This is a genomic window from Lysobacter sp. GQ73 (assembly GCF_059758755.1).
Genome location: NZ_JCAXEE010000002.1, coordinates 829870 through 854159, shown reverse-complemented (window position 1 = coordinate 854159; position 24290 = coordinate 829870). Strand labels below are relative to the sequence as shown.

Here is a 24290-nt window from a genome sequence, read left to right as displayed (position 1 = left end):
CAACAGTAAATCCCTACGACCGCTGCGCGGTCGTTCGCCCCCTTTTCTAAGCGGCGAGGGCAGGAACGCCGAAGCAAGCCTGCAATCGCAACGCCGTCGCCGCTCCCCCTAGGAAAAGGGGGAGGGCTTGCTCTAACGCCCCTTTACCCCGACCTGCCCCGCAGCCGTGAACGCGACGCCCGAGCGATCACTCCGGCCGGGTCTGCGCTTCCAGCCAGTCCAACCACTGCATGGCCTGCCCACGGTCCTCGCCGCACATCTCGCGCGATGGCTGCAGCGACCCGCAGAACGCCGGCCGCTCCGGCTTGCCGAACAAACGGCAACGCAGATCGTCGCCGAGTTGCACGCAAGGGATGCCGGCCGGCTTGCCGTGCGGCATGCCCGGGATCGGCGAGGTGATCGAAGGCGCGATGCAGCAGGCGCCGCAATGGCTGCGGCAGGCGAAGCTCATGGCGGCGCGGTGAACGGCTCGACCGCGCGTACCGCGCCCAGGGGAATCGCCGCGTACACGTGCGGGAAGAAATCGCCGCTGCGTTCGCTCCATTCGTAGCGCAGGGCCGGGCCGAGCGCGGCCGCGTCGATGCTCAATCGAAGCAAAGCGCCGCGCCCGCGCTGATGGCGTGCGATCACGCCGTCGAGTTGTTCCTGGGTCGCGCAGTGCATGAAGCCTTCGCGCAGCCATCCCTCGGGCGCGTAGGCGCCGGTGGCCTGCGCGCGCTGCCAGTCGACCGGGGCGGCGAAATGAAAGATCGTGTCGGGGCTAGGGGCGGGGCCGGACCGGGTGCCGGCGACGTCCGGTTGCCCGGACGGCTTGCGCTCGGCGGGGCCGGAAACGTTCGCCGCGCCGCGCTCGGGCACCGCGTCGCGGCCGTTCGCGCTCATCGCCGGCTCAGTCGGCGGTGACGAGGGCGTCGGCGCGTTCGCGCAGCATCGCGTAGACCGGATCGGTGTCCGGGCGCTTGCGGTGCCAACGCTCGAAACTCTCGGCGGCCTGTTCGACGAGCATGCCGAGCCCGTCGATGCGGTCGTGCGCGCCGGCAACCTTGGCCCAGGCCAGGAACGGAATCGCCACCTCGCCGTAGCTCAGGTCGACCGCGGCGGTGCGCGGTGTCGCCAGGCTCATCGGCAGGGTCGGCATGGCGTCGTCGCGCGCGGCCGAGGTCGCGTTGACGATCAGGTCGAAGTTGCCGAGCGTGCCGACGTCGGCGAGATAGCGCGGATGCACGCGGCCCGGCATGCCGAGCGCGTCGGCCAGGGCGTCGGCGCGTTCGCTGGTGCGGTTGACGATATAGAGGTCGCCGATGCCGGCGTCGAGCAGGGCCGGGGCGACGCCGCGCGCGGCGCCGCCGGCGCCGATCAACAAGGTGCGGCGCGAACGCAGGTCCAGGCCGTGACGCTCGGTGAGGTCGCGGATCAGGCCGGTGCCGTCGGTGTTGTCGCCTTCCCAGCCGGTTGCGCTGCGGATCAGGGTGTTGACCGCGCCGGCGCGTTGCGCGCGTTCGCTGAGGTGGCTGCAGATGCCGGCCGCGCGCGTCTTCAGCGGCAGGGTGATGTTGGCGCCCAGGCCGCCTTCGGCCGCGAACGCGGCGAGGGCGGCGTCGAACTGCTCGGGCGCGGCGTCGATCGCGATGTAGTCCAGGGCGATGCCGAGCTGGCGCCCGAACGCGGCATGGATGCGCGGCGACAGCGAATGCGAGACCGGGTGACCGAATACCGCATAACGAAGGACCGGGCTGGACGAACTGGAATCGATCGACATGGACGCGCCTCGTTCTAGACTGGTGACCCTCAATGCGGGAGACGCACGATGCGGCACGCCAGGGTCCGGTTCGGCCTCAGTCTACTCCTCGCCTGCGGGCTCGCCAGCACGGTTCAGGCCGCCCTGTCCGAATTCGGCATAGAAGGCATGGGAGTCGTATCGACCGTGCACAGCGAGGTGCGAGGCGCGGTGGCTCCCGACGGACGGCGCATCGTCTGGGGCAGCACCGACCGCCGCGGCGGCGCCGGCGGATGGGACCTGTGGCAGGCCCGCCTGACCGATGGCCGCTGGCAGGACCCGACGCCGTTGTCGGTGAACGCCCAGGCCAACGATTTCGACCCGGCCTTCAGCGCCGATGGGCGTTGGCTGTATTTCTTCTCGAACCGTCCCGGCGGCCACGGCGGCGACGATCTTTATCGCGCCGCGGTGCGCGAGGACGGCAGTTACGGCCCGGCCGAAAACCTCGGTCCCGGCGTCAACGGCCGCGGCGACGAATGGGCGCCGACGCCGAGCCGCGACGGCCGCCATCTCTTGTTCGCCAGCGACGGCTTCGGCGGCAGCGGCGGTCACGATCTGTTCGTCGCGCATTGGAACGGCCGGGCCTTCGCCGGGCGCACGCCGGTGCCTGGGGTCAACAGCGCCGACGACGAATTCGACGCGGCCTGGCTCGGCGACGGCAAGACCCTCGTGTTCGCGCGTTCCAAGGACGTCGAGAAACAACCGATCCGCCTGTACATCGCGCACTGCGACGGCACGCGCTATGCGCAGGCCGCGCCGCTCGCGCTGTCGTTCAATACCGAAGAGGCCTACACGCTCGGCCCGGCGGTCGACTGGAACAAACCCGGCGAGCTGCTGGTCAGCGGCTCGGCGAAGGCGCCGCGCGCCGGCAAGATGGACCTGTACCGGATGAAGGCGCCGGCGGCCGCGGGCAAGGACGGTTGCCTGTTATAGGAATTCTCGGAGCTAAGAATTAGAACCTGTAGCAATGGCCTGTGCTAGTCCTTCACGGAGAAGAGATGAACACATTATTGGAATTCTTGAGCAAAGTCCCGGCAGTAATTTGGTCTGGGCTTATCGCGTCACTAGTGACACTTTCTGGGGTCATGCTATCAAATTGGAGTAATACAGCTCGTCTTCTAAAGCAGCTGAGTCACGACAGAGAAGAGAAAGCGCGAGAAAGAAAGGCGGTTCTGCGCAGGGATGTCTATCTTCAGGCCGCAGGTGAATTTGTTCGCGCCGGCAGCAGGATTGGGTCTATTCCCCAGATAGATCCGACCAAGACAAACTATGCAGAAGGATTTGAAGATCTATTCGTAACAGCTTCAAAGCTGCAACTTGTTTCCAATGCTTCGACTTCAAATCTCGTCGGCGAGCTCATGGCCGTATACGGAGAGATCCTGCTTGATGTTGCAAGGGTCGTAAGTCCATTGCACGAAATCAAAATCGAATTAGGTCTCGTGAATCAAATGTATGAAAAGTACGTTGGCGAAACTAATAGAATTATTTCGGCAATGACTAGCTTTAACGAATCTGCAAAAAGAGAGTCGGAAGTGTTTTTCGCGTTATCGCAATCTTTTGAGTTCAATCAGAAGCAGTTCAGTGAATATGCAGCGCGGCGCCAGGAGCTAATGGAGAAGCAGATTGCACTGCAGTCTGACTTCTCGAGAGAGGTAATCTCGATGATCAAGAGGATTGAAGAAGCACGTACTCCAGTGATGATCGCTATCCGTCAGGAGCTTGATCTAGATGGGGATATTGAAAGCTTCAAAAAACAGGCGATTAAAAATCAAGGCCGTATCGAAGCGGCATTAGACATCGCGCTCAAAGACATGGGGCGCGGGTAACTCAGCGCGCCTCGCGCATCCACTGTGCCGCATCGAGCGCGAAGTAGGTCAGCACGCCGTCGGCGCCGGCGCGCTTGATCGAGGTCAGCGCTTCCATCACGCAGCCGCGTTCGTCGAGCCAGCCGTTCTGGATCGCGGCGCGCAGCATCGCGTACTCGCCGCTGACCTGATAGACGAAGGTCGGCACGCCGAACTCGTCCTTCACCCGGCGCACGATGTCGAGGTAGGGCATGCCCGGTTTGACCATGACCATGTCGGCGCCCTCGTCGAGGTCCAGCGCGACTTCGCGCAACGCCTCGTCGCTGTTGGCCGGGTCCATCTGGTAGGTGTACTTGTTGCCCTTGCCGAGCGCACCGGCCGAGCCGACCGCGTCGCGGAACGGGCCGTAGAAGCTCGACGCGTACTTGGCGCTGTAGGCCAGGATGCGGGTGTGGATGTGGCCGTCGAGTTCGAGCGCGTTGCGGATCTGGCCGATGCGGCCGTCCATCATGTCGCTGGGCGCGACCACGTCGCTTCCGGCGGCGGCGTGCGACAGCGCCTGCTTGACCAGGGCTTCGACGGTCTCGTCGTTCATGACGTAGCCGCGGTCGTCGACCAGGCCGTCCTGGCCGTGGCTGGTGTAGGGGTCGAGGGCGACGTCGGTGATCACGCCGAGGTCGGGGAAGCGCTGCTTGAGCGCGCGGATCGCGCGCTGGCACAGGCCGTCTTCGTCCCAGGCGGCGACCGCGTCGAGCGACTTGGCCTCCGGCGCGGTGACCGGGAACAGCGCGAGCGCGGGCACGCGCAGCTCGCTGGCGCGCTCGGCGACGCGCAGCAATTCGTCGATCGACAGACGCTCGATGCCCGGCATCGAGCCGACCGGCGCGCGGCCGTCGAGTTCGTGGACGAACACCGGATAGATCAGGTCGTCGGCGGTGAGGACGGTCTCGCGCATCAGGCGCCGCGAGAAGTCGTCGCGGCGCATCCGCCGCGGGCGCGAATAGGGATAGGTCATGGGCGCTAGTTTACCCCCGCCGGTCGCGGCGGCCTGCGACCGGCGGTCGCGCCGGGGCGCGGACGCTGCGTTCTGCCGACGCGCACAGGTCCGGCAGCGCGCCCGCACAAACCAGGAGTCCGGCCGGGTTTGCCGGTTCGGGCCGAATACACGCACTCGGCCCGGGGTTTGGGAGGCTGGCGCTGGCCCGCCTGCTCGGGCGGCGACTCGCGCCGCCGGCCGGCTGCGGCTTACTCCGAATACACCCGATAGCGCAGCGGGCGCACATGCACGGTGCTGCCCGGGGCCGGGGTGACCGCGTCCGGGGTCGCGACCAGGTCGAGTTCCAGCGGGCGGGTCTGGCCTTCGACCAACAGTTCCAGGGTGATCCGCTCGGCCAGACGGTGCGCGGACAGCACCCGGGCCGGCAGGCCTTCTCCGTCTGCGACCAGGGCCATGTCGTGCGGCCGCACGTACAGGCGCGCGCGGCTGCGGCTGCGGCTGTCGACCGGCAGGCGCAGGGCGTGGCCGTCGACCGAGAGCTGGCCGCCCTCGGTCTGGCCTTCGATGACGTTGGCGCGACCGATGAAGTCGAACACATAGGCCGAGGCCGGCGCGCTGTAGATCTCGTCGGGCGTGCCGGCCTGCTCGATGCGGCCGTCCTTGAGCACGACCACCCGGTCGGCCAGCTCCAGCGCTTCTTCCTGGTCGTGGGTGACGAACAAGGTGGTCTGCCCGGTCTGGTCGTGCAGGCGCCGCAGCCAGCGGCGCAGTTCGATGCGGACCTTGGCGTCGAGCGCGCCGAAGGGTTCGTCGAGCAACAGCACGGTCGGGTCGATCGCGAGTGCGCGGGCCAGGGCGACGCGCTGCTTCTGTCCGCCCGATAATTGTTCCGGATAGCGCGCGCCGAGCTCCGGCAACTGGATCAGGTTCAACAGCTCCTGCACGCGCTGGGCGATGGCGGCCTTGTCGGGCCGGCGCGCGCGCGGCCGGCTGCGCAGGCCGAAGGCGATGTTCTCGGCCACGCTCATGTGCTTGAACAAGGCGTAGTGCTGGAACACGAAGCCGACGTTGCGCTCGCGCAGGCTCAGCCGGGTCGCGTCGCGGTCGCCGAACAGCAGGCGGCCCGAGTCGGGTTGCAGCAGGCCGGCGATCACCCGCAACAACGTGGTCTTGCCCGAGCCGGACGGCCCCAGCAAGGCGACCAGTTCGCCCGAGGCGACGTCGAGGTCGACCGAGTCCAGTGCGGCGACGCTCGCGTAGCGCTTGGCGATGGCTTGAATGTGCAGATCCATGTCGGGCGGCTACCTATCGAATCAATGTCGGCGATGCGAACGCGCGAGCGCGTCGCCGTGGCGTGCCTCGAGCCAGATCTTGAACACCAGCGTGACCAGGGCCAGGCCGGCGAGCAGGGAGGCGACGGCGAACGCGGCCGCGGCTTCGCCGCCGAGTTGTTTGTACAACACCTCCACGTGCAGCGAGAGCGTGTTGGTCTTGCCCATGATGTTGCCCGACACCACCGTGACTGCGCCGAACTCGCCCATGGCGCGCGCGCTGCACAGCAGCACGCCGTACAGCAGGCCCCATTTGATGTTCGGCAGGGTCACCCGGAAGAACATCGTCCAGGCGCCGGCGCCGAGCGAACGCGCCGCGAGTTCCTCGTCGCTGCCTTGCTGCTCCATCAGCGGGATCAGCTCGCGCACCACGAACGGGAAGGTCACGAACATCGTCGCCAGGACGATGCCGGGCGTGGCGAACAGGATCTTGATGTCGTACTGGTTGAGCAGGTCGGCGAAATAGCCGTGGGTGGGGCTGAACAACAGCACCAGGCACAGGCCGGCGACCACCGGCGATACCGCGAACGGCAGGTCGATCAAGGCCAGCAGGGTGCGCTTGGCGCGGAACTCGAAACGGGTCAGCGCCCAGGCCATGAACACGCCGCAGATCGCGTTGACCGGCACCACCACCGCCGCGGTCAGCAGGGTCAGGCGCAGCGCCGACAAGGTATGCGGCTCGGTCACCGCGGCGATCCAGACCTTGAGCCCGCTGCCGAACGCGGCGCCGAGCAGCATCAGCAGCGGCAGCACCAGCACCAGGGCCATGATCGCGACCGCCAGGGCGATCAGGGTCCAGCGCACCCAGGCCGGTTCCTGCAATTGGTCGCGCGCGTCAGCCATCGCGGCGGCTCCCGTGCGCGAACAGCGCCGAGGCCGCGTTGATCGCGACCAGGCAGGCGAACGACATCAGCAGCAGCAAGGTCGCCAGCACGATCGCCGCGGTCACCCCGCCTTCTTCTTCCAGGCGGATGGTGATCAGCAGCGGTGCGATCTCGGTCTTCATCGGCAGGTTGCCGGCGATGAAGATCACCGAGCCGAACTCGCCCAGGCCGCGCGCGAACGCCAGCGAGAAACCGGTCAGCAGCGCCGGCAGCAGCTCGGGCAGGATCACCCGGCGCAAGGTGGTCAGACGCGAAGCGCCGAGCGAGGCCGCGGCTTCCTCCTGTTCGCGGCCCAGCGTTTCCAGCACCGGCTGCAGCGTGCGCACCGCGAACGGCAGTCCGATGAAGATCAGGGCGATGACGATGCCGGTGGTGTTGTTGACCAGCTTGATCCCGAGCGGCTGCAGCAACTGGCCTATCCAGCCGTTCTCGTCGTAGATCGCCGCCAGGGTGATGCCGGCGACCGCGGTCGGCAGCGCGAACGGCAGGTCGACCAGCGCATCGAGCAGGCGCCGGCCGGCGAAGCGGTAGCGTTCGAGCACCCAGGCGATCAGGGCGCCGCCGAACAGCGAGCAGACCGCGGCGATGAAGGCGGTGGCGAAGCTGACCTTGAGCGAGGCGATCACCCGCGGATCGCCGATCGCGCGCAGCCAGCCGTCCAGCCCGAGCCCGCCGGAGCGCAGGATCAGCGCGGCCAGCGGCAGCAGCACGATCAGGCCGAGCCAGGTCAGGCCCAGTCCCAGGCCGAGCCCGAAACCGGGCAACGGCCGGCGCCAGCGAACGGCGGAGGTCGGCAGGGGCAGGGCGTGCTCGCTCATGTGGCGTGGGCGGCCGTCTGAAGTCGGGGACAGAGGGGTGGGACGCTATCCCAGCGACGGGCGCCCAGGGAAATGCGCGTTGGTTGTTTCGAGGTGCGAGATGGCGATATGGCCAGGATGGCGCGGCCCGGAATCGCGGCGGGTGAAGCCGCGCGGGCCGGGCTAGGCGGGCCCAGCGGCGCTGGCCCTCCCGCGACCGCCGTGGCCCCCTCGGCCCGTGGAGCGCCGCGGGTCGGCTGGCCGCCCCGTCCGGACCGTCGATTCGCGGGATTGCGGTGCACAGGCTCATCTCTGCAGGGGCGAGCGAGTCGCGACCGCGGTCCTTCAACTCGCGCCGTATCGATAGGACTTTTGTAGGAGCGAGGTGAGTCGCGACCGCGGAACGTGCAGAGACAACGAACCCGCCGCTGTTCGTCGGAACGGCGTGTTCTCGCAGGGTAGGAGCGGCGCGAGCCGCGACATCGCTGCAGCGGTCTTGCGGCGCTTCTCTCAATCAGCATCAAGATCAACATCAAACCCAAAGCTTCCGCCACTAAAGCGGCGGGTTACTTTCTTTTGTCTAAAGCAACAAAAGAAAGGTAACCAAAGAAAAGTGCTTTTCTTTGAATCAAGGGCCCGCATGATCGATGCCGACGCGGGGATTTTTCATACGGGACATCCTTGTCCCGATGAAAAACGGCCTGCATCCCTGCAGGCCGCCCTTCGGGTCTCCCATGGCCTTCGCGAGTGCGCGGCGTAAAGCCGAAACGAAATCCACAGCCACAGCCACAGCCTTGATCGGCGGATACGCGTGCGACGTAGCGATCATTGTAGGAGCGACGTGAGTCGCGACCGCGGCCTCGCATTATCGCGTCGATGCCGGCCGTAGCTCGTCAGGGTAGGAGCGGCGCAAGCCGCGACCGGGCCATTACGGTCTTGCGGCGTATGGTGCATGGAAGGTCAACATTAAAATCAAAGCCAAAGCTCCGCCACTAAAGCGGAGGGTTACTTTCTTTTGTCTAAAGCAACAAAAGAAAGGTAACCAAAGAAAAGTGCTTTGTTTTGAATCAAGGGCCCGCACGAGCGGTGCATCCGCGGTGATTTTTCATACGGGACCTCCCTGTCCCGATGAAAAACGGCCTGCATCCCTGCAGGCCGCCTTCCGGGTCTTCTGTTGCCTTCGCTAGTGCGCGGCGGCGCACGGCGGGAGCGAGGAGCGGGAAACTAGGAACGAGCAACTAGGAATCAGAAACCAGAAACCAGGGTCAACGATGCCGGCCCGACCGACGGCGCGGCTCGCCGGCCGCCCGAGAGCCGCGGCTTGCTTTGCCGCCGCGGCGGCGGATGCGCGATGTGGGTTGCACAGGCAAGCCGCCGGCGCCCGTTCCCTGCGGGTTTACTTCGGCAGATAGATCTTGTCGAAGAAGCCGCCGTCGGAGAAATGCGCGGCCTGGGCCTTCTTCCAGCCGCCGAACGCGCCGTCGATGGTGACTTGCTTTACCGCCGGGAACTTGGCGAGCTCGGCCGCAGGCACCTTGCCCGGTTCGGCCGGACGATAGCCGTGCTTGGCGGCGAGGCGCTGGCCTTCGGGGGTGTACAGGAAACGCAGATAGGCCTCGGCCTGCTTGCGCGTACCGTGCTTGTCGACGTTCTTGTCGACCCAGGCCACCGGCGGCTCGGCCTTGATGCTCAGGCTCGGCACGACGATTTCGTACTTGCCGCGATTGGCCGGCTGCTCGAGGGTCAACAAGGCCTCGTTCTCCCAGGCCAGCAGCACGTCGCCGATGCCGCGGTCGACGAAGGTCGTGGTCGAGCCGCGCGCGCCGGTATCGAGCACCGGCACGTTCTTGAACAACCGGGTGAGATAGTCGATCACCTTGTCGCCGTCGCGGTATTTGGTCGAGGCCCAGGCCCAGGCGGCGAGGTAGTTCCAGCGCGCGCCGCCGGAGGTCTTCGGGTTCGGCGTGATCACGCCGAGGCCGGCCTGGGTCAGGTCGCCCCAGTCCTTGATGCCCTTCGGATTGCCCTTGCGCACCAGGAACACGATGGTCGAGGTGTAGGGCGAGCTGTGGTGCGGCAGGCGGCTCTGCCAGTTCGCCGGCAACTGCTTGGCGCTGGCGATGGTGTCGATGTCGCCGGCCAGCGCCAGGGTCACCACGTCGGCTTCGAGGCCGTCGACCACCGAGCGCGCCTGCTTGCCGGAGCCGCCGTGCGAAGCGCGCAGGTTGAGAGTCTCGCCGGTCTGCTGTTTCCACTGCGCGGCGAATACCTGGTTGACCTCGGCGTAGAACTCGCGGGTGGGGTCGTAGGACACGTTGAGCAATTCGACGTCTTTGGCCGAGGCCGAGGCCGAGGCGGCGGCCAGGGCCAGGCCGAGCAACATCAGGCGGAAGCGGGTTTTCATCGGTGAGTCCTGTGTGGGGCGACTGGGTAAGGAGGGTCGAAAGTGCGGCCTGCGGTGCCGGCGTCAGAAGGCGAACTGGGCGCGGGCGAAGAAGGCCTTCTCGTCTTCGCGATCGCGGCCCGCGGCGGCGCCTCCGTCGAATTCGGTCTGGGTGTAGTTGGCGACGAGCTTGAGATTGCCGGTGAGGTACCAGTTCAAACCCAGGCCCCAGGAGCGGGCCGCGTCGGCGACGGCGTTGCGGTCGGCGAAACGAGGGAAGGCCGCCTCGTCGATCTCCAGGCGCCCGTAGCGCGCGACCAGTTCGAACGCGCCCCAGCCTGCACCGCCGAGCGTAAACGGTTGATTAGGCCGGGCCACGCCCTTGTAGCCGGCGTCCTCGCCGGTCAGCACGTAGCCGCCGGTGAGCTGCCAGGCGCGGTGCTCGAGTTCGTCGGCGACCGCGCCGATGCGCAATTCCTGGCTGGAGCTGACGTACTCGCCGAGCAGGCTGAAGCCGTTGCGGTAGTACCAGGCCTGCGGCGACCAGCGTGTGTGTGCGCCGTCGGCCAGGGCGGTGCCGCGGTAATTGAAGAACTGGGTCTGCCCCGGGGTGCGATAGCGCGGCAGGAAGTTGTTGCCGCTGCCCTGCTTGTCGCCGCGGCTGCCGGCGAGGCCGAAGCCCAGGCCCGCCAGCGCGTTGCTGCGGTTCTTCCACGGCTCGAAGAACCAGCGCCCGGCGAGCTCGAAGTCGTTGTCGGGATTGACGGTCGGGCTGTCGCGGCCGTCGACCGCGCCGTTGTAGACGCCGAGTGCGTACGACACCGTCGCCTGCGCGAACTCGCCCTGCAGTTGCACGCCGAGGTCGCGGTTCGGGGTGAGTTCCGAGGCCAGGCCGAGTTCGATAAGCGCGGTCGAACCGCTGGACTGCAGGCGTTCCAGCCCGACCGGACTCTTGAACTTGCCGATGCGCACGGTGGCGCGCGGATCGAATTTCAGATCGAGGTAGGCATCGGCGATGGTGGCGCTGTCGCCGGCGAACTCCGGGGTCAGGCGGAAGCCGACCAACGAGCCCCAACTGCCTTCGATGGTCGGCATGATCCTGCGGAACAGGAAGCTGTCGTTCTGCGGCGCCGTTTCGTCGCCGATGAAGAAGCGGCCGTCGGCCTGCACCAGCGCCTTGAACTTCAGTTCCACATCGCCCGGCGGCGGCGATTTTACCGCCAGCCCCTTGCTCGCGCTGAGCGTCACCGACGGCGTGCTCGCGGCTCTGGCCGCGCTTTCCTCGGCCTGCAGTTCCAGGCGGCGTTCGATCACCCGCAGGCGTTGGTCGAGTTCGGCCAGATTGCCGCCGTTGGCGGCCGTATTGGCGCCGACCGCGCCGGCTCCGGCCTCGCCGCCGCCCAGGCGTTGTTCGATCGCGCGCAACCGCTTGGCGAGTTCTTCGACCGTGAGCGGAGCCGTCTGCGCCTGGGCCGGCAAGGCGAGTGCGCAGGCCAGTGCGCCCCACCGCCATGGCGTGGCGCGCGGCGCGGCCTTCGCGAGTCGGCCCGGGGTGTGCATGATGAGCTCCTTCAACGATGACTGGACAGGCGGCGAGCTCGAGGCTCGGGCCGGACGACGGGCAATGCGGATCGAGCGGCTTCGGCGCGCCGCGTACTTCAGCCTTGGCGTCGACAGCGGGTATCGAGGCGCACGACGCTCACGGACGCGGGCTCCGCGGCGGCGTCGCCGGCAGGCGTTGGCTGCGGGTGATGCTGACGATGCGCGAGCTGTGCACGACGACTTCGATCTGGCCCTGGCCGAGCTCGCGCACCGCGCTCAGCAGCTGGTACTCGCTGTCGCTGAGGTTGACGATGTTGATCTCGGGTTCGACCGCCGGCCCGGGCCGGTCGGGTTCGACTGTCCGCGTCCGTGCGGCCGCGCGTTCGCGCCGGCGCGGTTCGCTCGATGCGCGCGGGCCGGCGCCGTGTTCGCCCGGTACCCGCCGGCTCACGCGCCGTCTCCGGCCAGCGCGGCCAGGCTGGACCCCGGCGCCTGCGCCAGCTCGTGCAGGCTGCGCCGGTCGAGCACGTCGGAGATCGCGTCGCGCGCTTCGCGCATCAGCGAACGCAGGCTGCAGGCGTCCGGATCGGGGCAGTCGGAGCAGGGCTGATAGGCGCTGACGCTGGCGCAACGTACCGGCGCCAGCGGCCCGTCGATGGCACGGATCAGGTCGCCGATCATGATCTGGTCGGCCGGGCGGGCCAGGGCGTGGCCGCCCTTCTGGCCGCGCCGGCTGTCGATGAAACCGGCCTGGCGCAGGTCGACCAGGATGGTTTCGAGGAACTTGCCCGGCGCGCGGCTGTGCTCGGCGATCGTGCGCGCCTGCAGCCTGCCGCCCCGGGGCCGGCCGCCGTCGGCACGCGCCAGCGCGCACATCGCGCGCAGTGCGTACTTGGCCTTCATCGTCAGCATTTCCCATTCACCATGTAGGGAATGTCGCCGCGACCGGAGGCTCAGGGGAAAAGGTATTGCCTCATCTGCTTATGACTTGGGGCTATGTGGGCGGGGCGGGGCGGGTGGCGATGGCGCGGCCCGAGCGAGAGCCAGAGACAAATCCCCCTGACTCCCTTTCACAGGCAGGCGCTTCGGGCGAGCGTGGCCGACGCACGCGAAGCCGTTACGATGAGCGCCAATGCGTTCTCTCGCCTCGCTTCCGCCGCTCGCCCGCACCTGTCTGTCGGTGCTCGCCGTCCTCGCCGCCGCCTGCTGGCTCGCGCCGGCGTTGGGCCGCTACGGGCCGATCCTGCCCGACTGGGACGCGCTGTCGGTGCGGCCGGGCACGGCCGGGCACTGGTTCGGGACCGATGCGATCGGGCGCGACGTGTTCGCGCGCACTCTCGCCGGCGGGCGCCTGTCGCTCGGCATCGGCCTGCTCGCCAGCGTAGTCGCCCTGGTCATCGGCCTGGGCTACGGCGCCGTCGCAGGGCTCGCCGGCGGCAGAGTCGAGCGCGCGATGTTGCGAGTGCTCGACGTGTTCTCGGCGCTGCCGTTCCTGTTGGTGGTGATCCTGCTGCTGACCCTGTTCGAGCGCTCGCTGTGGTTGCTGCTCGCGGCGATCGGCGGTTATGTATGGATCGACCTGGCGCGGGTGATGCGCGCGGAGGCCGCGCGCCTGCGCGAGGCGCCGTTCGTGCTCGCCGCGCAGGCGGCCGGAGCGAGTTTCGGCCAGCGCCTGCGCTGGCACGTATTGCCGAACCTGATGCCGCTGGCCTTCGTCTACCTCGGCCTGATCCTGCCGCAAGCGATCCTGGTCGAGAGTTTCCTCGGCTTTCTCGGCCTGTCGATCGACGAGCCCTCGTCGAGTTGGGGCGGCCTGCTCGCCGAAGGCGTGCAGGAGCTCGACAGCGCGCCGTGGACCTTGCTGTTCCCGGCCGGGTTCCTGGTCGCGACCCTGGCCGCGTTCCAGTTCCTCGGCGACGGCCTGCGCGATTGGCTCGACGTGCGCGGCGATGTCCCCGACGGCGAGGCCAAGGTCGGGGCCGCGGCCGCATGAGCGCATTGCTGGATCTGCAGGCGTTGACGGTGGGGACGCGCACGCGCGGTGTGCTCGGCCCGCTCGATCTGCAACTGCAGGCCGGCGAATGCCTCGGCATGGTCGGCGAAAGCGGCAGCGGCAAGAGCCTGACCGCCCTGGCCTTGCTCGGCCTGTTGCCGCCCGAGCTGCGCGGCGAAGGGCGCCTGCAGGTCGACGGCGAACCCATCGCCCTCGGCGGCGCCGCGCACGCGCGCCTGCGCGGGCGCAGCCTGGCCTGGGTGCCGCAGGACCCGCTCGCGGCGCTGCACCCGCTGCGCCGGGTCGGCGCGCAACTGCTCGAAACCCTGCGCGCGGTCTGCGGCCTGTCGCCGGCGGCCGCGGGCGAGCGCGCCCTGGCCTTGTTCGAACGCGTGCAGCTGCCCGATCCGGCCAACGCGCTGCGACGTTATCCGCACCAGTTCTCTGGCGGCCAGCGCCAGCGCATCGCGATCGCCCTGGCGCTGGCGACGCGGCCGCGGGTGTTGATCGCCGACGAGCCGACTTCGGCCCTGGATGCGCGCATCGCCCGCGACATCCTCGACCTGCTCGATCGCCTGCGCCGCGAAGACGATCTCGCGTTATTGCTGATCAGCCACGACCTGCCGCTGGTCGGTGCCTACGCACAACGACTGTTGGTGTTGCAGCGTGGCGCGGTGGTCGAACGTGGCGACACCGCCGCGGTGTTCGCCGCGCCGACCCAGGCCTATACGCGCGAGCTGCTCGCCGCCGAGCGCATCGAAGCCTTGCCGGAAAGCGCGTCGCAGGCGCCGGTGCTGTTGCGCGGCGAAGGCCTGCGCATGCGCTATCCGCGCGCGGCGCACAGCGCGCTCGACGGCGTCGACATCGAGCTGCGCCGCGGCGAGGGCCTGGCCTTGGTCGGCGAAAGCGGCAGCGGCAAGAGCACGCTCGGCCGGGTAGTGCTGCGCCTGCTGCGCGGCGCGCAGGGCCGGGTGTCGATCGACGGCACCGAGCTCGGCAGCCTCGACGCGCCCGGCTTGCGCCGCCTGCGCGCACGCACCGGAGTGGTGTTCCAGGACCCCTACGCCTCGCTCGATCCGCGCCTGCGCATCGCCGAGATCGTGTCCGAACCCTTGCGCATTCACGGCCGCGGCGATGCCGCCGCGCGTCGCCGCCATGCCGCCGGGTTGATGCAGGCGGTGGGGCTGGACGAGGCCATGCTCGATCGCTATCCGCACCAGTTCTCCGGCGGCCAGCGCCAACGCATCGCGATCGCGCGCGCACTGGCGACCGACCCGGAGCTGTTGGTCTGCGACGAAGCGGTGTCGGCGCTGGACGCGCATCACCGCGCGGCGATCCTGGCCCTGCTCGCGCGACTCAAGCGCGAGCGCGGCCTGGCCCTGTTGTTCGTGACCCACGACCTCGCCGCGGCGGCGGCGGTGGCCGAGCGCATCGCCGTGCTCGAAGCCGGCCGCATCGTCGAAACCGGGCCGACCGCGCAGGTGCTGCGCGCGCCGCAGCACGCGCATACGCGGGCGCTGCTCGCCGCACGTCCGAGCCAAGGCTGACAGGTTCAACGCGGACGACCCGGCGCACACGAAGAGTCCGTACCGAGATCGCGCCCCGGAGCAGGGATGACGAATGCGGCGCCAGTTAGGCGGCTAAGACGAACGCACCCGGATTCAGCCGCCGCTCGCGCTGCGACGCCAGGACGAGCTCGCGCTCAGGCCGGCGTCAGACGATGCCGCCGCCGATGCCGAGGCGGACCACGCCGACCACGATCACGATCGCGTTGAGCAGCAGGCCGGTCTTGGCGCGGCCGTTCTTCTCCGAACTCGTGAACAGCACGCCGATCGCGGCGATGATCGCGCCGACCGCGGCGAACGGGATCAGGAACCAGTTGCCCCAGCCCAGCAGCGGGATCAGGGCGAGGATCATCCACAGCAGCGCGACGATGCCCCAGAGCAGGCTGATCAATCCCATCGTGTCGTACTCCGCAGTCGGCCGGTTTGGCCACATGGGCAACGTAGCGTCTGCCGGGGCGATTTCAAGTGCCGGAGGTGGCCGGGACCGATGGAAGCGCGCGTCGAGGCGACGCCGCCGCTGGCGCCGTAGTGGCGCCGGCATGCCCCGATTGATCGGCGATTCATCGCCGATTGCGGGTGATGAACGCCGCGCGACGGCGCTCAGCCGTGCGAGCCGTCGATCTCGACGCGCAACTCGTGGCGGCAGATCGCCGCATGCAGCAGGATGCGCGGCACCCGCTCGCCGAAGCGGCGTTCGAGCGCGGCGGCGACGTTGTCGATCTCCTCGGCGTCGCGCACGTACACCTTCAGGCAGGAGCCGCCGCCGAATGCGGTCGGCAGCTGCGGCCGGCGCTGGCGGGCGACGCCGAGCAGGCTGTCGAAGTTGGCCAGGGTCTCGTCGAGCTGGGCCAACACCGAATCGGCATGCCTGGATTCGTGGCCGACCACGGCCGCGGTGCCCGACAACAGCAGGGGCATCGCCGCCGGCTGCGGCGGCAGCATGGCGCGGGCGAAACTCGGCGGCTGCGGCCCGTACTTGCGCGGGTAGCGGTAAGCGCTGACCTGGCGCGGGTTTTCCAGCGGGGTGCCGGGCGTGCGCGAGGCCAGCCAGTACACCTGCAGGCGGCGCGCGCCGTCGACGCGGCCGATCGCGGTCGCCGCCGGCAGGCGGGCGATGTCGAAATCGCCCAGGCCCTTGGCGCGGCCCACGCAGAACACCCGGTAGCGCTCTTCGTCGCCGTGGCCGAGGGTGATGCCGTCGAGGTAGTTCCAGATCCGCAGCAAGTGCGGATAGCCGCGCGCTTCGGTGAAGGCGATCAGCTTGCGGTACAGGTATTCGGCGGCGCGCGCGATCTCGCCGTTGGTGGCTTCGCCCGGCAGCGGTTCGGGTTCGTCGAATTCGATCACGCCGAACTGCAGTGCGCCGTCTTCCGACCAGGCCAGGTCGCCGTCGCGGCCCTTGATCACCGGGCCGCGGCCGCGCCAGCGCTCCAGGCGCCGGTCGCCGAAGGGTTCCAGCGCCACCCGCAGATAGCGCGGGTCGTCGTGCCGCGGCGCCTGGGTGCCGAAGCCGAACACCGCCAGGGTGTCGTCCTGCGCCAGCAGCTCGGCCGGCGTGGCCGCGACGTAGTCGACCTGCAGTTGCGGCGGCATCGCCAGCATGGCTTCGGCCGCGCTCACGGGTTGCCCCGTTGCAGGGTGTCGCCGCGGAAATCCACGCCGACCTGGCGCTTGCGCCGCCACCAGCCGCGCAAGGCCTGCGGCGCCATGCGCAGCGCGGTCATCGCATAGACGAAGCGGAACACGCGCAGGCGGCGCAGCACTTCGCGGTTGTCGAACACGTCGCCGGCGAGCATCGAGATCACCGCCTGCTCGATCTGCCAGAAGTTGCGCGGGGCGTTGAACAGCTCGCGCATCACCGGCGTGGTGAAGCGATAGATGAACCACTGGAAATGGCGCAGGCCGCGCTTGAGGCGCTTGACCATCGCGGCCTGCAGTTCGGCCTCGCGCGCCGGCTCGCGCAGGGCGCCGTCGACCACCGCGGCGGCCTGCTCGCCGCTGTTCATGCCGAGGTAGACGCCGGAGGAGAACACCGGGTCGACGAAGGCGTAGGCGTCGCCGACCATGACCCAGCCCGGGCCGGTCATGCGCGAGCAGGTGTAGGAATAGTTGCCGGTGACGTGGACGTCTCCGCAGCGCTGCGCGCCCTGCATTCGCCGCCACACCGAGGGCTCGGACTCCAGCGTCCGCATCAGGAAGGCTTCGCTGTCGCCGCGGCGCTGCTTGAGGTATTCGGGGAAGCACACCGCGCCGACGCTCATCACGTCGCGCTGCAGCGGGATCAGCCACATCCAGCCGTGGGCGAAACGCTGCACGGTGATGTTGCCGGCGTCCTTGCCCTCGCGGCGCTGCACGCCGGTGAAGTGGCTGAAGATCGCCGCAGACTGGTGCAACGGGTTCTTCTGCTTGAGCTTGAGCTGGCCGCCGAGGAAGGTGTCGCGGCCGCTGCCGTCGACCAGGTAGCGCGGGCGCACCCGCAACTCGCTGCCGTCGTCGCCGCGGGCGTGGACCACGGCCGGGCGGCCGTCGGCGCCGAACTCGATCTTCTCGACCTTGACCCGCTCGCGCGCGTCGACGCCGTTGGCCCGGGCGTGGCGGAACAGCAGTTCGTCGAACTCCTCGCGCTTGACCTGGAAAGCGTAGCCATAGACCGGGTTGAGCGCGCGCTCGAAGCGGAAGGTGTTGTAGCGCTCGGCGTCGATCGGGAACTCGGCGCCGGGCTTGTGGATGCCGATCGCGCGCACCTGTTCGAGCACGCCGAGGCGATCGAGGATGGCCAGGTTCATCGGCAGCAACGATTCGCCGATGTGGAAGCGCGGGTGGCTGCCCTTTTCCAGCAGCAACACCTTCCAGCCCTTGCGCGCGAGCAGGGTCGCCGCGGTGGTGCCGGCCGGGCCGCCGCCGATCACCAGGACATCGGTGTCGATGGTCTGCGCGGCGTGGGAGGGGCTGGCCTTGCTGGAAGCAGCGGTGGCCGTCGGTGCGGCCGCGTCGGGCGCGGAGTCGGGCGGATTCATGCGCAAATGATAGCCTGCCGCCTCGGCCCGCTGCGCGACGGCGGCGGGTCGCCGGCGCCGTCGCGCCGCTGCGGCGCATCGCCTCAAGTGCCTGATAACGCAGGCCCGCCGCGGGCGGAAGCGGTCGCGGGACGGCACCGCAGGACGGGGCCGCCGCGCCCGGCGGTTGCGCCTGCGGCGCCGATGGCGGATCGTTGCGCCCCTCGTCCCACCGTGACCGGATCGCCCGATGTCTGAACAAAGTCCCGCCGAACGCGAACTGGCGCAGCTGCTGGTCGAGAGCCTGAACCTCGAAGACGTGGCACCGGAGGGGATCGATCCGGAAGCGGCGCTGTTCAACGAAGGCCTCGGCCTGGACTCGATCGACGCGCTCGAACTCGCCCTGGCGATCACCAAGCGCTACGGCTTCCAGCTGCGCTCCGACAGCGACGAGAACCGCCGCATCTTCGCTTCGCTGCGCGCGCTGTCGGCGCATATCGAGCAGCAGCGGGCCGCCTGAACGCCGCCGGCCGCGCGGCGACGAACCGCCCGCGCATGCGCCCGTCCCCGGAACCGACGTGAACCCTCCTTCGCCCAGCGCCCTGGCGCGCCTGTTGCTGGCGATCGCCTACCCGGTGCTCGCGCATTGGGCCAGCCACGACGGTGGCGGCGCACTGGCGGCGCTGGCCCTGGCCGATCTGGTCGTGTTCGTCACCATCGACGGCCTGCTGGGCCTGCGCTGGCGCGCCTGGGCGGCGACCCTGATCCTGCTCGCGGCGCTGGCCGCGACCGCCTTCACCCCGTACGCGCAGATGCTGCTGCTGGCCCCGCCGATGCTGTTCAACGGCTGGCTGGCATGGTGGTTCGGGCGCAGCCTGCGCGCGCCGCGCGTAGCGCTGATCACCCGCATCGTCGCGGCCCTGCACGAATGCCCGGTGCCGGCGCTGGCGCCGGAGCTGTATCGCTACACCCGCCGCCTGACCGCGCTGTGGGCGGCGGTGCTGGCGCTGCTGGCGCTGGTCAACGGCGCCCTGGCGATGATCGCCGTGCCCGACGGCGGGCTGGCGCGCCTGGGCCAGGTGCCGCCGATCGCGATCACCCAGGAGCAATGGTCCTGGTTCGCCAACCTGATCAACTACGGCATCGTCGGGGGGATGTTCGCCGGCGAGTACCTGGTCCGGCAGCGGCGCTTTCCGGTGCGGCCGGAGAGCGGCTTCTTCGATTTCATGCACCGCATGGCCAAGCTCGGCCCGGGTTTCTGGCGCGAGCTGTTCTCCTGAGGGCCTGAGGATGAAGGCCGGCCGCCGGCTGCCTGCCGCCGTCCGCTCCAGCTTGGCCGGTATCGCGCAAGCCCGGCGTTCAAGCACCGCCGCACACTGCGCTTTCGGTAATTCAAGGGCCGCCGTCGCAATTCGACGCCCCGCTGAATGCGCGTGCTTTATCCTGTGACCCTCGCCCCAGCCATCGACCGTCGCCGCCCGCCCGCATGCCCTTCGCGATCCCGTCCGATCATCCCTGCCTGCCCGGCCATTTCCCGGGGCGTCCGCTGGTGCCCGGCGTGGTCCTGCTGGAGCAGGTGATCGCCGCGGTCGAGGCCGCGCACGGGCCGCTGAGCGGATGGCGCCTGCCGCAGGTGAAGTTCCTGCTGCCGCTGCTGCCGGAGCAGGCGGCGCAGGTCGAACTGGAAACGCTCGGCGCGGCGCGCTGGCGTTTTCGGGTCCGTCGCGGCGACGACCTGCTCGCGAGCGGCGAAGTCGTCGCCGACCCGTCTGCCGCGGAGGCCTCGGCATGAGCGGCGAACACTGGAAACAACGCCCCGAAGGCGGCGGCCGCCTCGCCTTCCGCCTGATCGGCTTCATCGCCCGGCGCGGCGGCCGCTCGATCGCGCGCCTGACCCTGTACCCGATCGTCGCCTACTTCCTGGCCGTGCGCGGCCCGGAGCGGCGCGCCTCGCGCGACTACCTGGCGCGGGTGCTCGACCGCGCGCCGCGCCTGCTCGACATCGCCCGCCACATCCACACCTTCGCCGCGACCATCCTCGACCGCCTGTACATGCTCAGCGGGCGGATGGCGCCGTTCGACGTGCGCGTGGAAGGACTGGACAAACTCGAGCCCTATCTCGACCGCGGCCAGGGCCTGCTGCTGTTCGGCTCGCACCTGGGCAGCTTCGAAGCCTTGCGGGTGCTGTCGCGCAGCCGGCCCGGCCTGAAGCTTCGGGTGGTGTTCGACCGCGGCCACAACCCGGCCCTGACCCAGATGCTCGATGCGCTGGACCCGCAGATCGCGCGCACCGTCATCGACGCCGGCCAGGACGGCCCCTCGATCGTGTTCGCGATCAAGCAGGCCACCGACGAAGGCGCGATCGTGGCCTTGCTGGTCGACCGCGCCGCGCCGCACGAGCCGCGCACCACTGCGTCCTTCCTCGGCGCCCCGGCCGAGTTCCCGACCGCGCCGTGGCTGATCGCGGCGGCGCTGAAAGTACCGGTGGTGCTGGCCTTCGGCCTGTACCGTGGCGGTGCGCGCTACGACCTGGTGTTCGAGGCGTTCAGCGAAGGTGTGGCGATCGAGCGGCATAACCGCCCGGCGATACTCGCCGCGCTGGTCCAGCGTTACGCCGAGCGCCTGCAGGCGCAGGCGCGCGGCGCCCCCTACAACTGGTTCAACTTCTACGACTTCTGGCATGCCGATGACGCTCATCAAGCCTTGCATGTGGACTCTGGCGCTGATGCTCGGCGCCGGGTCGCTGCGCGCCGCTCCGGTTACTGAGGCCGCCGCGGCCCAGGGCGCGCCGGCCGGGGCGTCGGCTGCCGAAGCCGCGGTCGCGGCCGATCCGGACTGGATCCTGCCCCGGCTGGCGCAGCCGGTGCCGGCCCGCACCGACTTCGTCGAAGTGCGCGGCTCGGCCCTGCTCAAGGCGCCGCTGCGCCTGTCGGGCGAATACCGCCGTCCCGACGCGGCCACCCTGGTGCGCGAGGTGCGCGCGCCGTACGCCGAAACCACCACCATCCGCACCGGCGCCAAGCCCGGCCAGGGCGAGGTCGGTATCGTCCGCCCGGGCAAGCCGGCCAAGCGCTTCTCGCTGGCGCGCGCGCCCGAGCTGGTCGCCCTGCAGGCCAGCTTCGGCGCCTTGCTCGGCGGCGACCGCGCCCTGCTCGAACAGCATTACCGCGTGGCCGCCGAAGGCACCCGCCGGCAGTGGACCATCAGCCTGACCCCGAAGGACGCCGGCCTCGCCGCGCGCGTGCGCGAGATCGTCCTGCTCGGCCGCGACGACGAACTGCGCTGCATCGAAACCCGGCCGGCGCGCGGCAACGAACAGCAGCGCACCTTGTTGGCCAGCGCCGCGCGCGCCGCCGCCGGCGTCGCCGACGCCAGCCAGCTCGCGGCGCTGTGCCGCGGCCACGGCGCGGCGCGTTGATGACGCCGGCACGACGTCTCGGGCTCGCCCTGCTGTGGCTGGCCCTGCTCGCGCTGGCCGGCTGGGCGATCGGCAGCCGCCTGCAACTCAGCGGCGACCTGCGCCGCTTCATGCCGAGCGCGCAAACGCCGGCGCAGAAACTGCTGATCGACGAACTCGGCGAGGGCCCGGGCTCGCGCCTGTTGCTGCTGGCGATCGAAGGCGACGAGCCGGCGACCCTCGCCGCGCAATCGGCGGCGCTGCGCGAACGCCTCGCCGCACAGCCGCAGTTCAAGCTGGTCGCCAACGGCGCCGGGCAGGGACTGGACGCGGTGCCGCAACGCCTGCGTCCGTATCGCTATCTGCTGACGCCGACTTTCGACGAGCAGCCGCTCGACGCCGCCTACCTGCGCGAGCAACTCGACACCCGCGTGCAGGATCTCGGTTCGCCGGCCGGCGAATTGATCGAACCGCTGCTGCCGAGCGATCCGACTCTGGAAATGCTGCGCCTGGCCGAAGCCTGGCAGCCGGCGCAGGCGCCGCAGAGCGTGCACGGCGTGTGGTTCGATCGCGCCGGCAAGCAGGCCCTGCTGGCGGTCGAGACGCGCGCGGCCGGCTTCGACCCGACCGGCCAGCAAGGCGCGCTCGATGAAATCCACGCGGCCTTCGCGCAAGCGCGCGGCGCCAGCCCGGCCCGGCTGACGATCAGCGGCCCGGGCGCGTTCTCGGTCGAGATCGGCGGGCGCACCCAGCGCGAAGCGAGCCTGATCGGCACGATCGACAGTGTCGTGTTCGTGCTGCTGCTGTGGCTGGCCTACCGCAGCTGGAAGGCGCCGTTGCTCGGCGGCCTGCCGCTGGCGACCGCGGGCCTGGCCGGGCTCGGCGCGGTCGCCGCGCTGTTCGACGGCGTGCACGGCATCACCGTCGCCTTCGGTTTCACCCTGATCGGCGTGGTTCAGGACTACCCGATCCATTTGTTCAGTCACCAACGCCCCGGCCTGTCGCCGTGGGCCAGCGCGCGCAGCCTGTGGCCGACCCTCGGCACCGGCGTGGCCTCGACCTGCATCGCCTACCTGACCTTCTTCGTGTCCGGCGTCGACGGCCTGCAGCAGCTCGCGGTGTTCACCATCGTCGGCCTCGCCACCGCCGCGCTGGCGACGCGCTTCGTGTTGCCGGCGCTGATCGACCCTGCGCCGCGCGACGCCGCCGGTTCGCCGGCGCTGGCGCGGCTGTGGACGCGGCTGGCGCGCTGGCCGCGACTCGGCGTGGCCGGGGTGTCGCTGATCGCGGCCCTGGCGCTGGCGGTGATCCTGTTCGTGCCGGGCCCGTTCTGGCAGAACGACCTGGCCAAGCTGACCCCGGTGCCGGCCGACGCGCTCGCGCGCGACGCGCAGTTGCGCGAGGAACTCGGCGCGCCCGACGTGCGCTACGTCGTCGCCATCGAGGGCCGCGACGCCGAAGCCGCGCTGCAGTCCTCGGAAGCCTTGCTGGCCGACCTGCCGGCGCTGCGCCAGCGCGGTGCGATCGCCGGCTACGACCTCGCCGCGCGTTACCTGCCCAGCGCCAGGACCCAGCGCGAACGCCAGCAGCGCCTGCCCGATGCGGCGAGCCTGCGCAGCGCGCTCGACACCGCGGTCGCGGCGACGCCGTTCCGCAGCGATGCCTTCGCCGATTTCCTCGCCGACGTCGAACGCGCGCGACAGGCGCCGCCGCTGACCCCGCGCGACCTCGCCGGCACGCCGCTCGCGGTCAGCGTCGAAGGCCTGCTGCTGCAACGCGGCGACCACGCCACCGCCCTGGTGTCGCTGACCGGGCTCAACGATCCGGCCGCGGTCGCGACGGTGGTGCGCCGACACGGCGGCCAGTTGCTCGATCTCAAGCAAGCCTCCGAATCCCTGGTCGCCGACTATCGCGGCCGCGTGCTGATGGCGCTCGGCCTGGCCGGGGTGTTGCTCGCCGCTGCGGTCTGGGTGGCCCTGCGCTCGCCGCGCCGGGTGTTGCGCGTGCTCGCGCCGATGGCCCTGAGCAGCCTGCTGATCCTGGCGGTGCTGCGCGGCCTCGGCGTCGAGCTCAACCTGTTCCATCTGGTCTCGCTGATCCTCGCCGCCGGCCTGGGCCTGGACTACGCGCTGTTCTTCGACCACGCCGGCGACGATCGCGACGAACAACTGCGCACCCTGCACGCGGTGATCGTGTGCAGCCTGACCACGCTGCTGGTGTTCTCGCTGCTCGGGCTGTCGTCGATCCCGGTGCTGCGCGCGATCGGCGGCACGGTCGCGCTCGGCGTGGCGTTCAACTTCGCGCTGGCCTTGCTGATCGTGCGCGAACCGGCGGCGCCGGAGGCCGGCGATGCGCACGCGTGAGGCGATCGCCGCGCTGATCCCGCACCAGGGCCTGATGTGCCTGTGGGAAGAGCTCGTCGAGTGGGACGAGGAGCGCATCGTGCTGCGCAGCCACGGCCATCGCGATCCGGCGCATCCCCTGCGTCGCGGCGGCGTCCTGCACGCGGTGCACCTGTGCGAGTACGGCGCCCAGTCCATGGCCGTGCACGGCGGCCTGCTCGCGCGAAGGCACGGTGGCGCGGCCAAGCCCGGCGTCCTGGTGGCGCTGCGCGGGGTGCGCTTGCGGCTCGCGCGCATCGACGAGCTGCCCGGCGCGATCGAAGGCCGCGCGCACAAGCTCATCGACACCGGCGAGAGCTGGCAATACGAGTTCGAACTGCATCACGCCGGCGTGCCGATCGCGCAGGGACGCGCGGCGGTGATGGCGCGGCCGGACTGAATCTGCGCCGCGGCGCATCGCACCGTGCGTGTTCACACCCGG

At 69.7% G+C, this 24290-nt stretch carries 25 protein-coding genes; 11 read left to right on the top strand and 14 right to left on the bottom strand.

Features of this window, described 5'->3' with window-relative positions:
• Positions 1-187 precede the first annotated feature (187 nt).
• Genes AC6CH2_RS08520 through aroE form a run of 3 tightly spaced genes read right to left on the bottom strand, consistent with a single transcriptional unit; the run spans position 188 to position 1759 of the window.
• Complete coding sequence (locus tag AC6CH2_RS08520) at positions 188-451, bottom strand: YkgJ family cysteine cluster protein (RefSeq protein ID WP_498268862.1); 264 nt, start codon at positions 449-451, stop codon at positions 188-190.
• Positions 448-882 carry a DUF952 domain-containing protein gene (locus tag AC6CH2_RS08515; protein WP_498268861.1) on the bottom strand — a complete coding sequence of 145 codons (435 nt, stop codon included), beginning with the start codon at positions 880-882 and terminating at the stop codon, positions 448-450. Before AC6CH2_RS08515 ends, AC6CH2_RS08520 begins: the two co-directional genes overlap by 4 nt.
• A 7-nt stretch (positions 883-889) precedes the next feature.
• Positions 890-1759, bottom strand: coding sequence for a shikimate dehydrogenase (aroE, locus tag AC6CH2_RS08510; protein ID WP_498268860.1), 870 nt, complete (start codon positions 1757-1759; stop codon positions 890-892).
• Positions 1760-1807: 48 nt separating this feature from the next.
• On the opposite strand from aroE, the gene AC6CH2_RS08505 reads away from it, so the two are divergent.
• Together AC6CH2_RS08505 and AC6CH2_RS08500 are read left to right on the top strand one after the other, a co-directional pair.
• Positions 1808-2710 carry a TolB family protein gene (locus tag AC6CH2_RS08505; protein WP_498268859.1) on the top strand — a complete coding sequence of 301 codons (903 nt, stop codon included), beginning with the start codon at positions 1808-1810 and terminating at the stop codon, positions 2708-2710.
• 65 nt (positions 2711-2775) lie between these two features.
• Positions 2776-3603 (top strand): hypothetical protein, encoded by an 828-nt coding sequence (locus AC6CH2_RS08500; protein WP_498268858.1) that lies wholly within the window; start codon positions 2776-2778, stop codon positions 3601-3603.
• Position 3604: 1 nt separating this feature from the next.
• Here the strand turns inward: AC6CH2_RS08500 and hemB are convergent, their stop codons facing one another.
• The 8 genes from hemB to AC6CH2_RS08460 form a co-directional block, all read right to left on the bottom strand.
• The gene (hemB, locus tag AC6CH2_RS08495) at positions 3605-4597 is read right to left on the bottom strand and encodes a porphobilinogen synthase (protein WP_498268857.1); all 993 of its coding nucleotides are present in this window, start codon (positions 4595-4597) and stop codon (positions 3605-3607) included.
• A gap of 230 nt (positions 4598-4827) precedes the next feature.
• A complete protein-coding gene (locus AC6CH2_RS08490; protein WP_498268856.1) occupies positions 4828-5871 on the bottom strand; it encodes a sulfate/molybdate ABC transporter ATP-binding protein in 1044 nt (347 codons plus the stop codon).
• 21 nt (positions 5872-5892) lie between these two features.
• Positions 5893-6753, bottom strand: a complete 861-nt coding sequence (gene cysW, locus AC6CH2_RS08485) for a sulfate ABC transporter permease subunit CysW (RefSeq protein ID WP_498268855.1) — start codon at positions 6751-6753, stop codon at positions 5893-5895.
• Entirely contained in the window at positions 6746-7612 is an 867-nt protein-coding gene (gene cysT, locus AC6CH2_RS08480; RefSeq protein ID WP_498268854.1) for a sulfate ABC transporter permease subunit CysT, read from the bottom strand. The genes cysW and cysT overlap by 8 nt, the downstream gene beginning before the upstream one ends.
• A gap of 1375 nt (positions 7613-8987) precedes the next feature.
• Positions 8988-9995 carry a sulfate ABC transporter substrate-binding protein gene (locus AC6CH2_RS08475; protein WP_498268853.1) on the bottom strand — a complete coding sequence of 336 codons (1008 nt, stop codon included), beginning with the start codon at positions 9993-9995 and terminating at the stop codon, positions 8988-8990.
• A 63-nt stretch (positions 9996-10058) separates the two neighbouring features.
• A complete protein-coding gene (locus AC6CH2_RS08470; protein WP_498268852.1) occupies positions 10059-11534 on the bottom strand; it encodes an OprO/OprP family phosphate-selective porin in 1476 nt (491 codons plus the stop codon).
• Positions 11535-11673: 139 nt separating this feature from the next.
• Positions 11674-11967 carry a hypothetical protein gene (locus tag AC6CH2_RS08465; protein ID WP_498268851.1) on the bottom strand — a complete coding sequence of 98 codons (294 nt, stop codon included), beginning with the start codon at positions 11965-11967 and terminating at the stop codon, positions 11674-11676.
• Complete coding sequence (locus tag AC6CH2_RS08460; RefSeq protein WP_498268850.1) at positions 11964-12428, bottom strand: RrF2 family transcriptional regulator; 465 nt, start codon at positions 12426-12428, stop codon at positions 11964-11966. Before AC6CH2_RS08460 ends, AC6CH2_RS08465 begins: the two co-directional genes overlap by 4 nt.
• A 220-nt stretch (positions 12429-12648) precedes the next feature.
• Between AC6CH2_RS08460 and AC6CH2_RS08455 the strand changes: the two genes are divergently transcribed.
• Complete coding sequence (locus tag AC6CH2_RS08455) at positions 12649-13509, top strand: ABC transporter permease (protein ID WP_498268849.1); 861 nt, start codon at positions 12649-12651, stop codon at positions 13507-13509.
• On the top strand, positions 13506-15056 hold the full coding sequence (locus AC6CH2_RS08450) for a dipeptide ABC transporter ATP-binding protein (RefSeq protein ID WP_498268848.1): 1551 nt from the start codon (positions 13506-13508) through the stop codon (positions 15054-15056). Before AC6CH2_RS08455 ends, AC6CH2_RS08450 begins: the two co-directional genes overlap by 4 nt.
• A 166-nt stretch (positions 15057-15222) precedes the next feature.
• Here AC6CH2_RS08450 and AC6CH2_RS08445 read toward each other — a convergent pair whose 3' ends face one another.
• The 3 genes from AC6CH2_RS08445 to AC6CH2_RS08435 all read right to left on the bottom strand — a co-directional run bounded on the left by AC6CH2_RS08445 (position 15223) and on the right by AC6CH2_RS08435 (position 18091).
• Positions 15223-15471 carry a hypothetical protein gene (locus tag AC6CH2_RS08445; RefSeq protein WP_031371268.1) on the bottom strand — a complete coding sequence of 83 codons (249 nt, stop codon included), beginning with the start codon at positions 15469-15471 and terminating at the stop codon, positions 15223-15225.
• Positions 15472-15674: 203 nt separating this feature from the next.
• Complete coding sequence (locus AC6CH2_RS08440; protein WP_498269104.1) at positions 15675-16676, bottom strand: chorismate transformation FkbO/Hyg5 family protein; 1002 nt, start codon at positions 16674-16676, stop codon at positions 15675-15677.
• 14 nt (positions 16677-16690) lie between these two features.
• Positions 16691-18091: an NAD(P)/FAD-dependent oxidoreductase gene (locus AC6CH2_RS08435; protein ID WP_498268847.1), complete on the bottom strand. Its 1401-nt coding sequence runs from the start codon at positions 18089-18091 to the stop codon at positions 16691-16693.
• Between the two features lie 229 nt (positions 18092-18320).
• Here AC6CH2_RS08435 and AC6CH2_RS08430 point away from each other — a divergent pair, with 229 nt between their 5' ends.
• From AC6CH2_RS08430 to AC6CH2_RS08400, 7 genes are all read left to right on the top strand, one after another.
• The gene (locus AC6CH2_RS08430) at positions 18321-18590 is read left to right on the top strand and encodes a phosphopantetheine-binding protein (RefSeq protein WP_498268846.1); all 270 of its coding nucleotides are present in this window, start codon (positions 18321-18323) and stop codon (positions 18588-18590) included.
• Positions 18591-18648: 58 nt separating this feature from the next.
• Positions 18649-19350 (top strand): COG4648 family protein, encoded by a 702-nt coding sequence (locus AC6CH2_RS08425; RefSeq protein WP_498268845.1) that lies wholly within the window; start codon positions 18649-18651, stop codon positions 19348-19350.
• A 206-nt stretch (positions 19351-19556) separates the two neighbouring features.
• Positions 19557-19862: an ApeI family dehydratase gene (locus tag AC6CH2_RS08420; RefSeq protein ID WP_498268844.1), complete on the top strand. Its 306-nt coding sequence runs from the start codon at positions 19557-19559 to the stop codon at positions 19860-19862.
• Positions 19859-20836 (top strand): lysophospholipid acyltransferase family protein, encoded by a 978-nt coding sequence (locus tag AC6CH2_RS08415; protein WP_435397342.1) that lies wholly within the window; start codon positions 19859-19861, stop codon positions 20834-20836. The genes AC6CH2_RS08420 and AC6CH2_RS08415 overlap by 4 nt, the downstream gene beginning before the upstream one ends.
• A complete protein-coding gene (locus AC6CH2_RS08410) occupies positions 20751-21488 on the top strand; it encodes a LolA-related protein (protein WP_498268843.1) in 738 nt (245 codons plus the stop codon). Before AC6CH2_RS08415 ends, AC6CH2_RS08410 begins: the two co-directional genes overlap by 86 nt.
• Positions 21488-23830 (top strand): MMPL family transporter, encoded by a 2343-nt coding sequence (locus tag AC6CH2_RS08405; RefSeq protein WP_498268842.1) that lies wholly within the window; start codon positions 21488-21490, stop codon positions 23828-23830. The genes AC6CH2_RS08410 and AC6CH2_RS08405 overlap by 1 nt, the downstream gene beginning before the upstream one ends.
• Positions 23817-24248: a hotdog family protein gene (locus AC6CH2_RS08400; RefSeq protein ID WP_498268841.1), complete on the top strand. Its 432-nt coding sequence runs from the start codon at positions 23817-23819 to the stop codon at positions 24246-24248. The genes AC6CH2_RS08405 and AC6CH2_RS08400 overlap by 14 nt, the downstream gene beginning before the upstream one ends.
• Positions 24249-24290: the final 42 nt, after the last annotated feature.

Coding starts and splice junctions, on each gene's coding strand:
- AC6CH2_RS08505 (WP_498268859.1), top strand. CDS start 1,808: ATGCGGCACGCCAGGGTCCGGTTCGGCCTCAGTCTACTCCTCGCCTGC.
- AC6CH2_RS08455 (WP_498268849.1), top strand. CDS start 12,649: ATGCGTTCTCTCGCCTCGCTTCCGCCGCTCGCCCGCACCTGTCTGTCG.
- AC6CH2_RS08415 (WP_435397342.1), top strand. CDS start 19,859: ATGAGCGGCGAACACTGGAAACAACGCCCCGAAGGCGGCGGCCGCCTC.
- hemB (WP_498268857.1), bottom strand. CDS start 4,597: ATGACCTATCCCTATTCGCGCCCGCGGCGGATGCGCCGCGACGACTTC.
- cysW (WP_498268855.1), bottom strand. CDS start 6,753: ATGGCTGACGCGCGCGACCAATTGCAGGAACCGGCCTGGGTGCGCTGG.
- AC6CH2_RS08490 (WP_498268856.1), bottom strand. CDS start 5,871: ATGGATCTGCACATTCAAGCCATCGCCAAGCGCTACGCGAGCGTCGCC.
- aroE (WP_498268860.1), bottom strand. CDS start 1,759: ATGTCGATCGATTCCAGTTCGTCCAGCCCGGTCCTTCGTTATGCGGTA.
- AC6CH2_RS08500 (WP_498268858.1), top strand. CDS start 2,776: ATGAACACATTATTGGAATTCTTGAGCAAAGTCCCGGCAGTAATTTGG.
- AC6CH2_RS08470 (WP_498268852.1), bottom strand. CDS start 11,534: ATGCACACCCCGGGCCGACTCGCGAAGGCCGCGCCGCGCGCCACGCCA.
- AC6CH2_RS08515 (WP_498268861.1), bottom strand. CDS start 882: ATGAGCGCGAACGGCCGCGACGCGGTGCCCGAGCGCGGCGCGGCGAAC.
- AC6CH2_RS08440 (WP_498269104.1), bottom strand. CDS start 16,676: ATGCTGGCGATGCCGCCGCAACTGCAGGTCGACTACGTCGCGGCCACG.
- AC6CH2_RS08445 (WP_031371268.1), bottom strand. CDS start 15,471: ATGGGATTGATCAGCCTGCTCTGGGGCATCGTCGCGCTGCTGTGGATG.
- AC6CH2_RS08420 (WP_498268844.1), top strand. CDS start 19,557: ATGCCCTTCGCGATCCCGTCCGATCATCCCTGCCTGCCCGGCCATTTC.
- AC6CH2_RS08435 (WP_498268847.1), bottom strand. CDS start 18,091: ATGAATCCGCCCGACTCCGCGCCCGACGCGGCCGCACCGACGGCCACC.
- AC6CH2_RS08460 (WP_498268850.1), bottom strand. CDS start 12,428: ATGCTGACGATGAAGGCCAAGTACGCACTGCGCGCGATGTGCGCGCTG.
- AC6CH2_RS08450 (WP_498268848.1), top strand. CDS start 13,506: ATGAGCGCATTGCTGGATCTGCAGGCGTTGACGGTGGGGACGCGCACG.
- AC6CH2_RS08400 (WP_498268841.1), top strand. CDS start 23,817: ATGCGCACGCGTGAGGCGATCGCCGCGCTGATCCCGCACCAGGGCCTG.
- cysT (WP_498268854.1), bottom strand. CDS start 7,612: ATGAGCGAGCACGCCCTGCCCCTGCCGACCTCCGCCGTTCGCTGGCGC.
- AC6CH2_RS08475 (WP_498268853.1), bottom strand. CDS start 9,995: ATGAAAACCCGCTTCCGCCTGATGTTGCTCGGCCTGGCCCTGGCCGCC.
- AC6CH2_RS08520 (WP_498268862.1), bottom strand. CDS start 451: ATGAGCTTCGCCTGCCGCAGCCATTGCGGCGCCTGCTGCATCGCGCCT.
- AC6CH2_RS08405 (WP_498268842.1), top strand. CDS start 21,488: ATGACGCCGGCACGACGTCTCGGGCTCGCCCTGCTGTGGCTGGCCCTG.
- AC6CH2_RS08410 (WP_498268843.1), top strand. CDS start 20,751: ATGCCGATGACGCTCATCAAGCCTTGCATGTGGACTCTGGCGCTGATG.
- AC6CH2_RS08430 (WP_498268846.1), top strand. CDS start 18,321: ATGTCTGAACAAAGTCCCGCCGAACGCGAACTGGCGCAGCTGCTGGTC.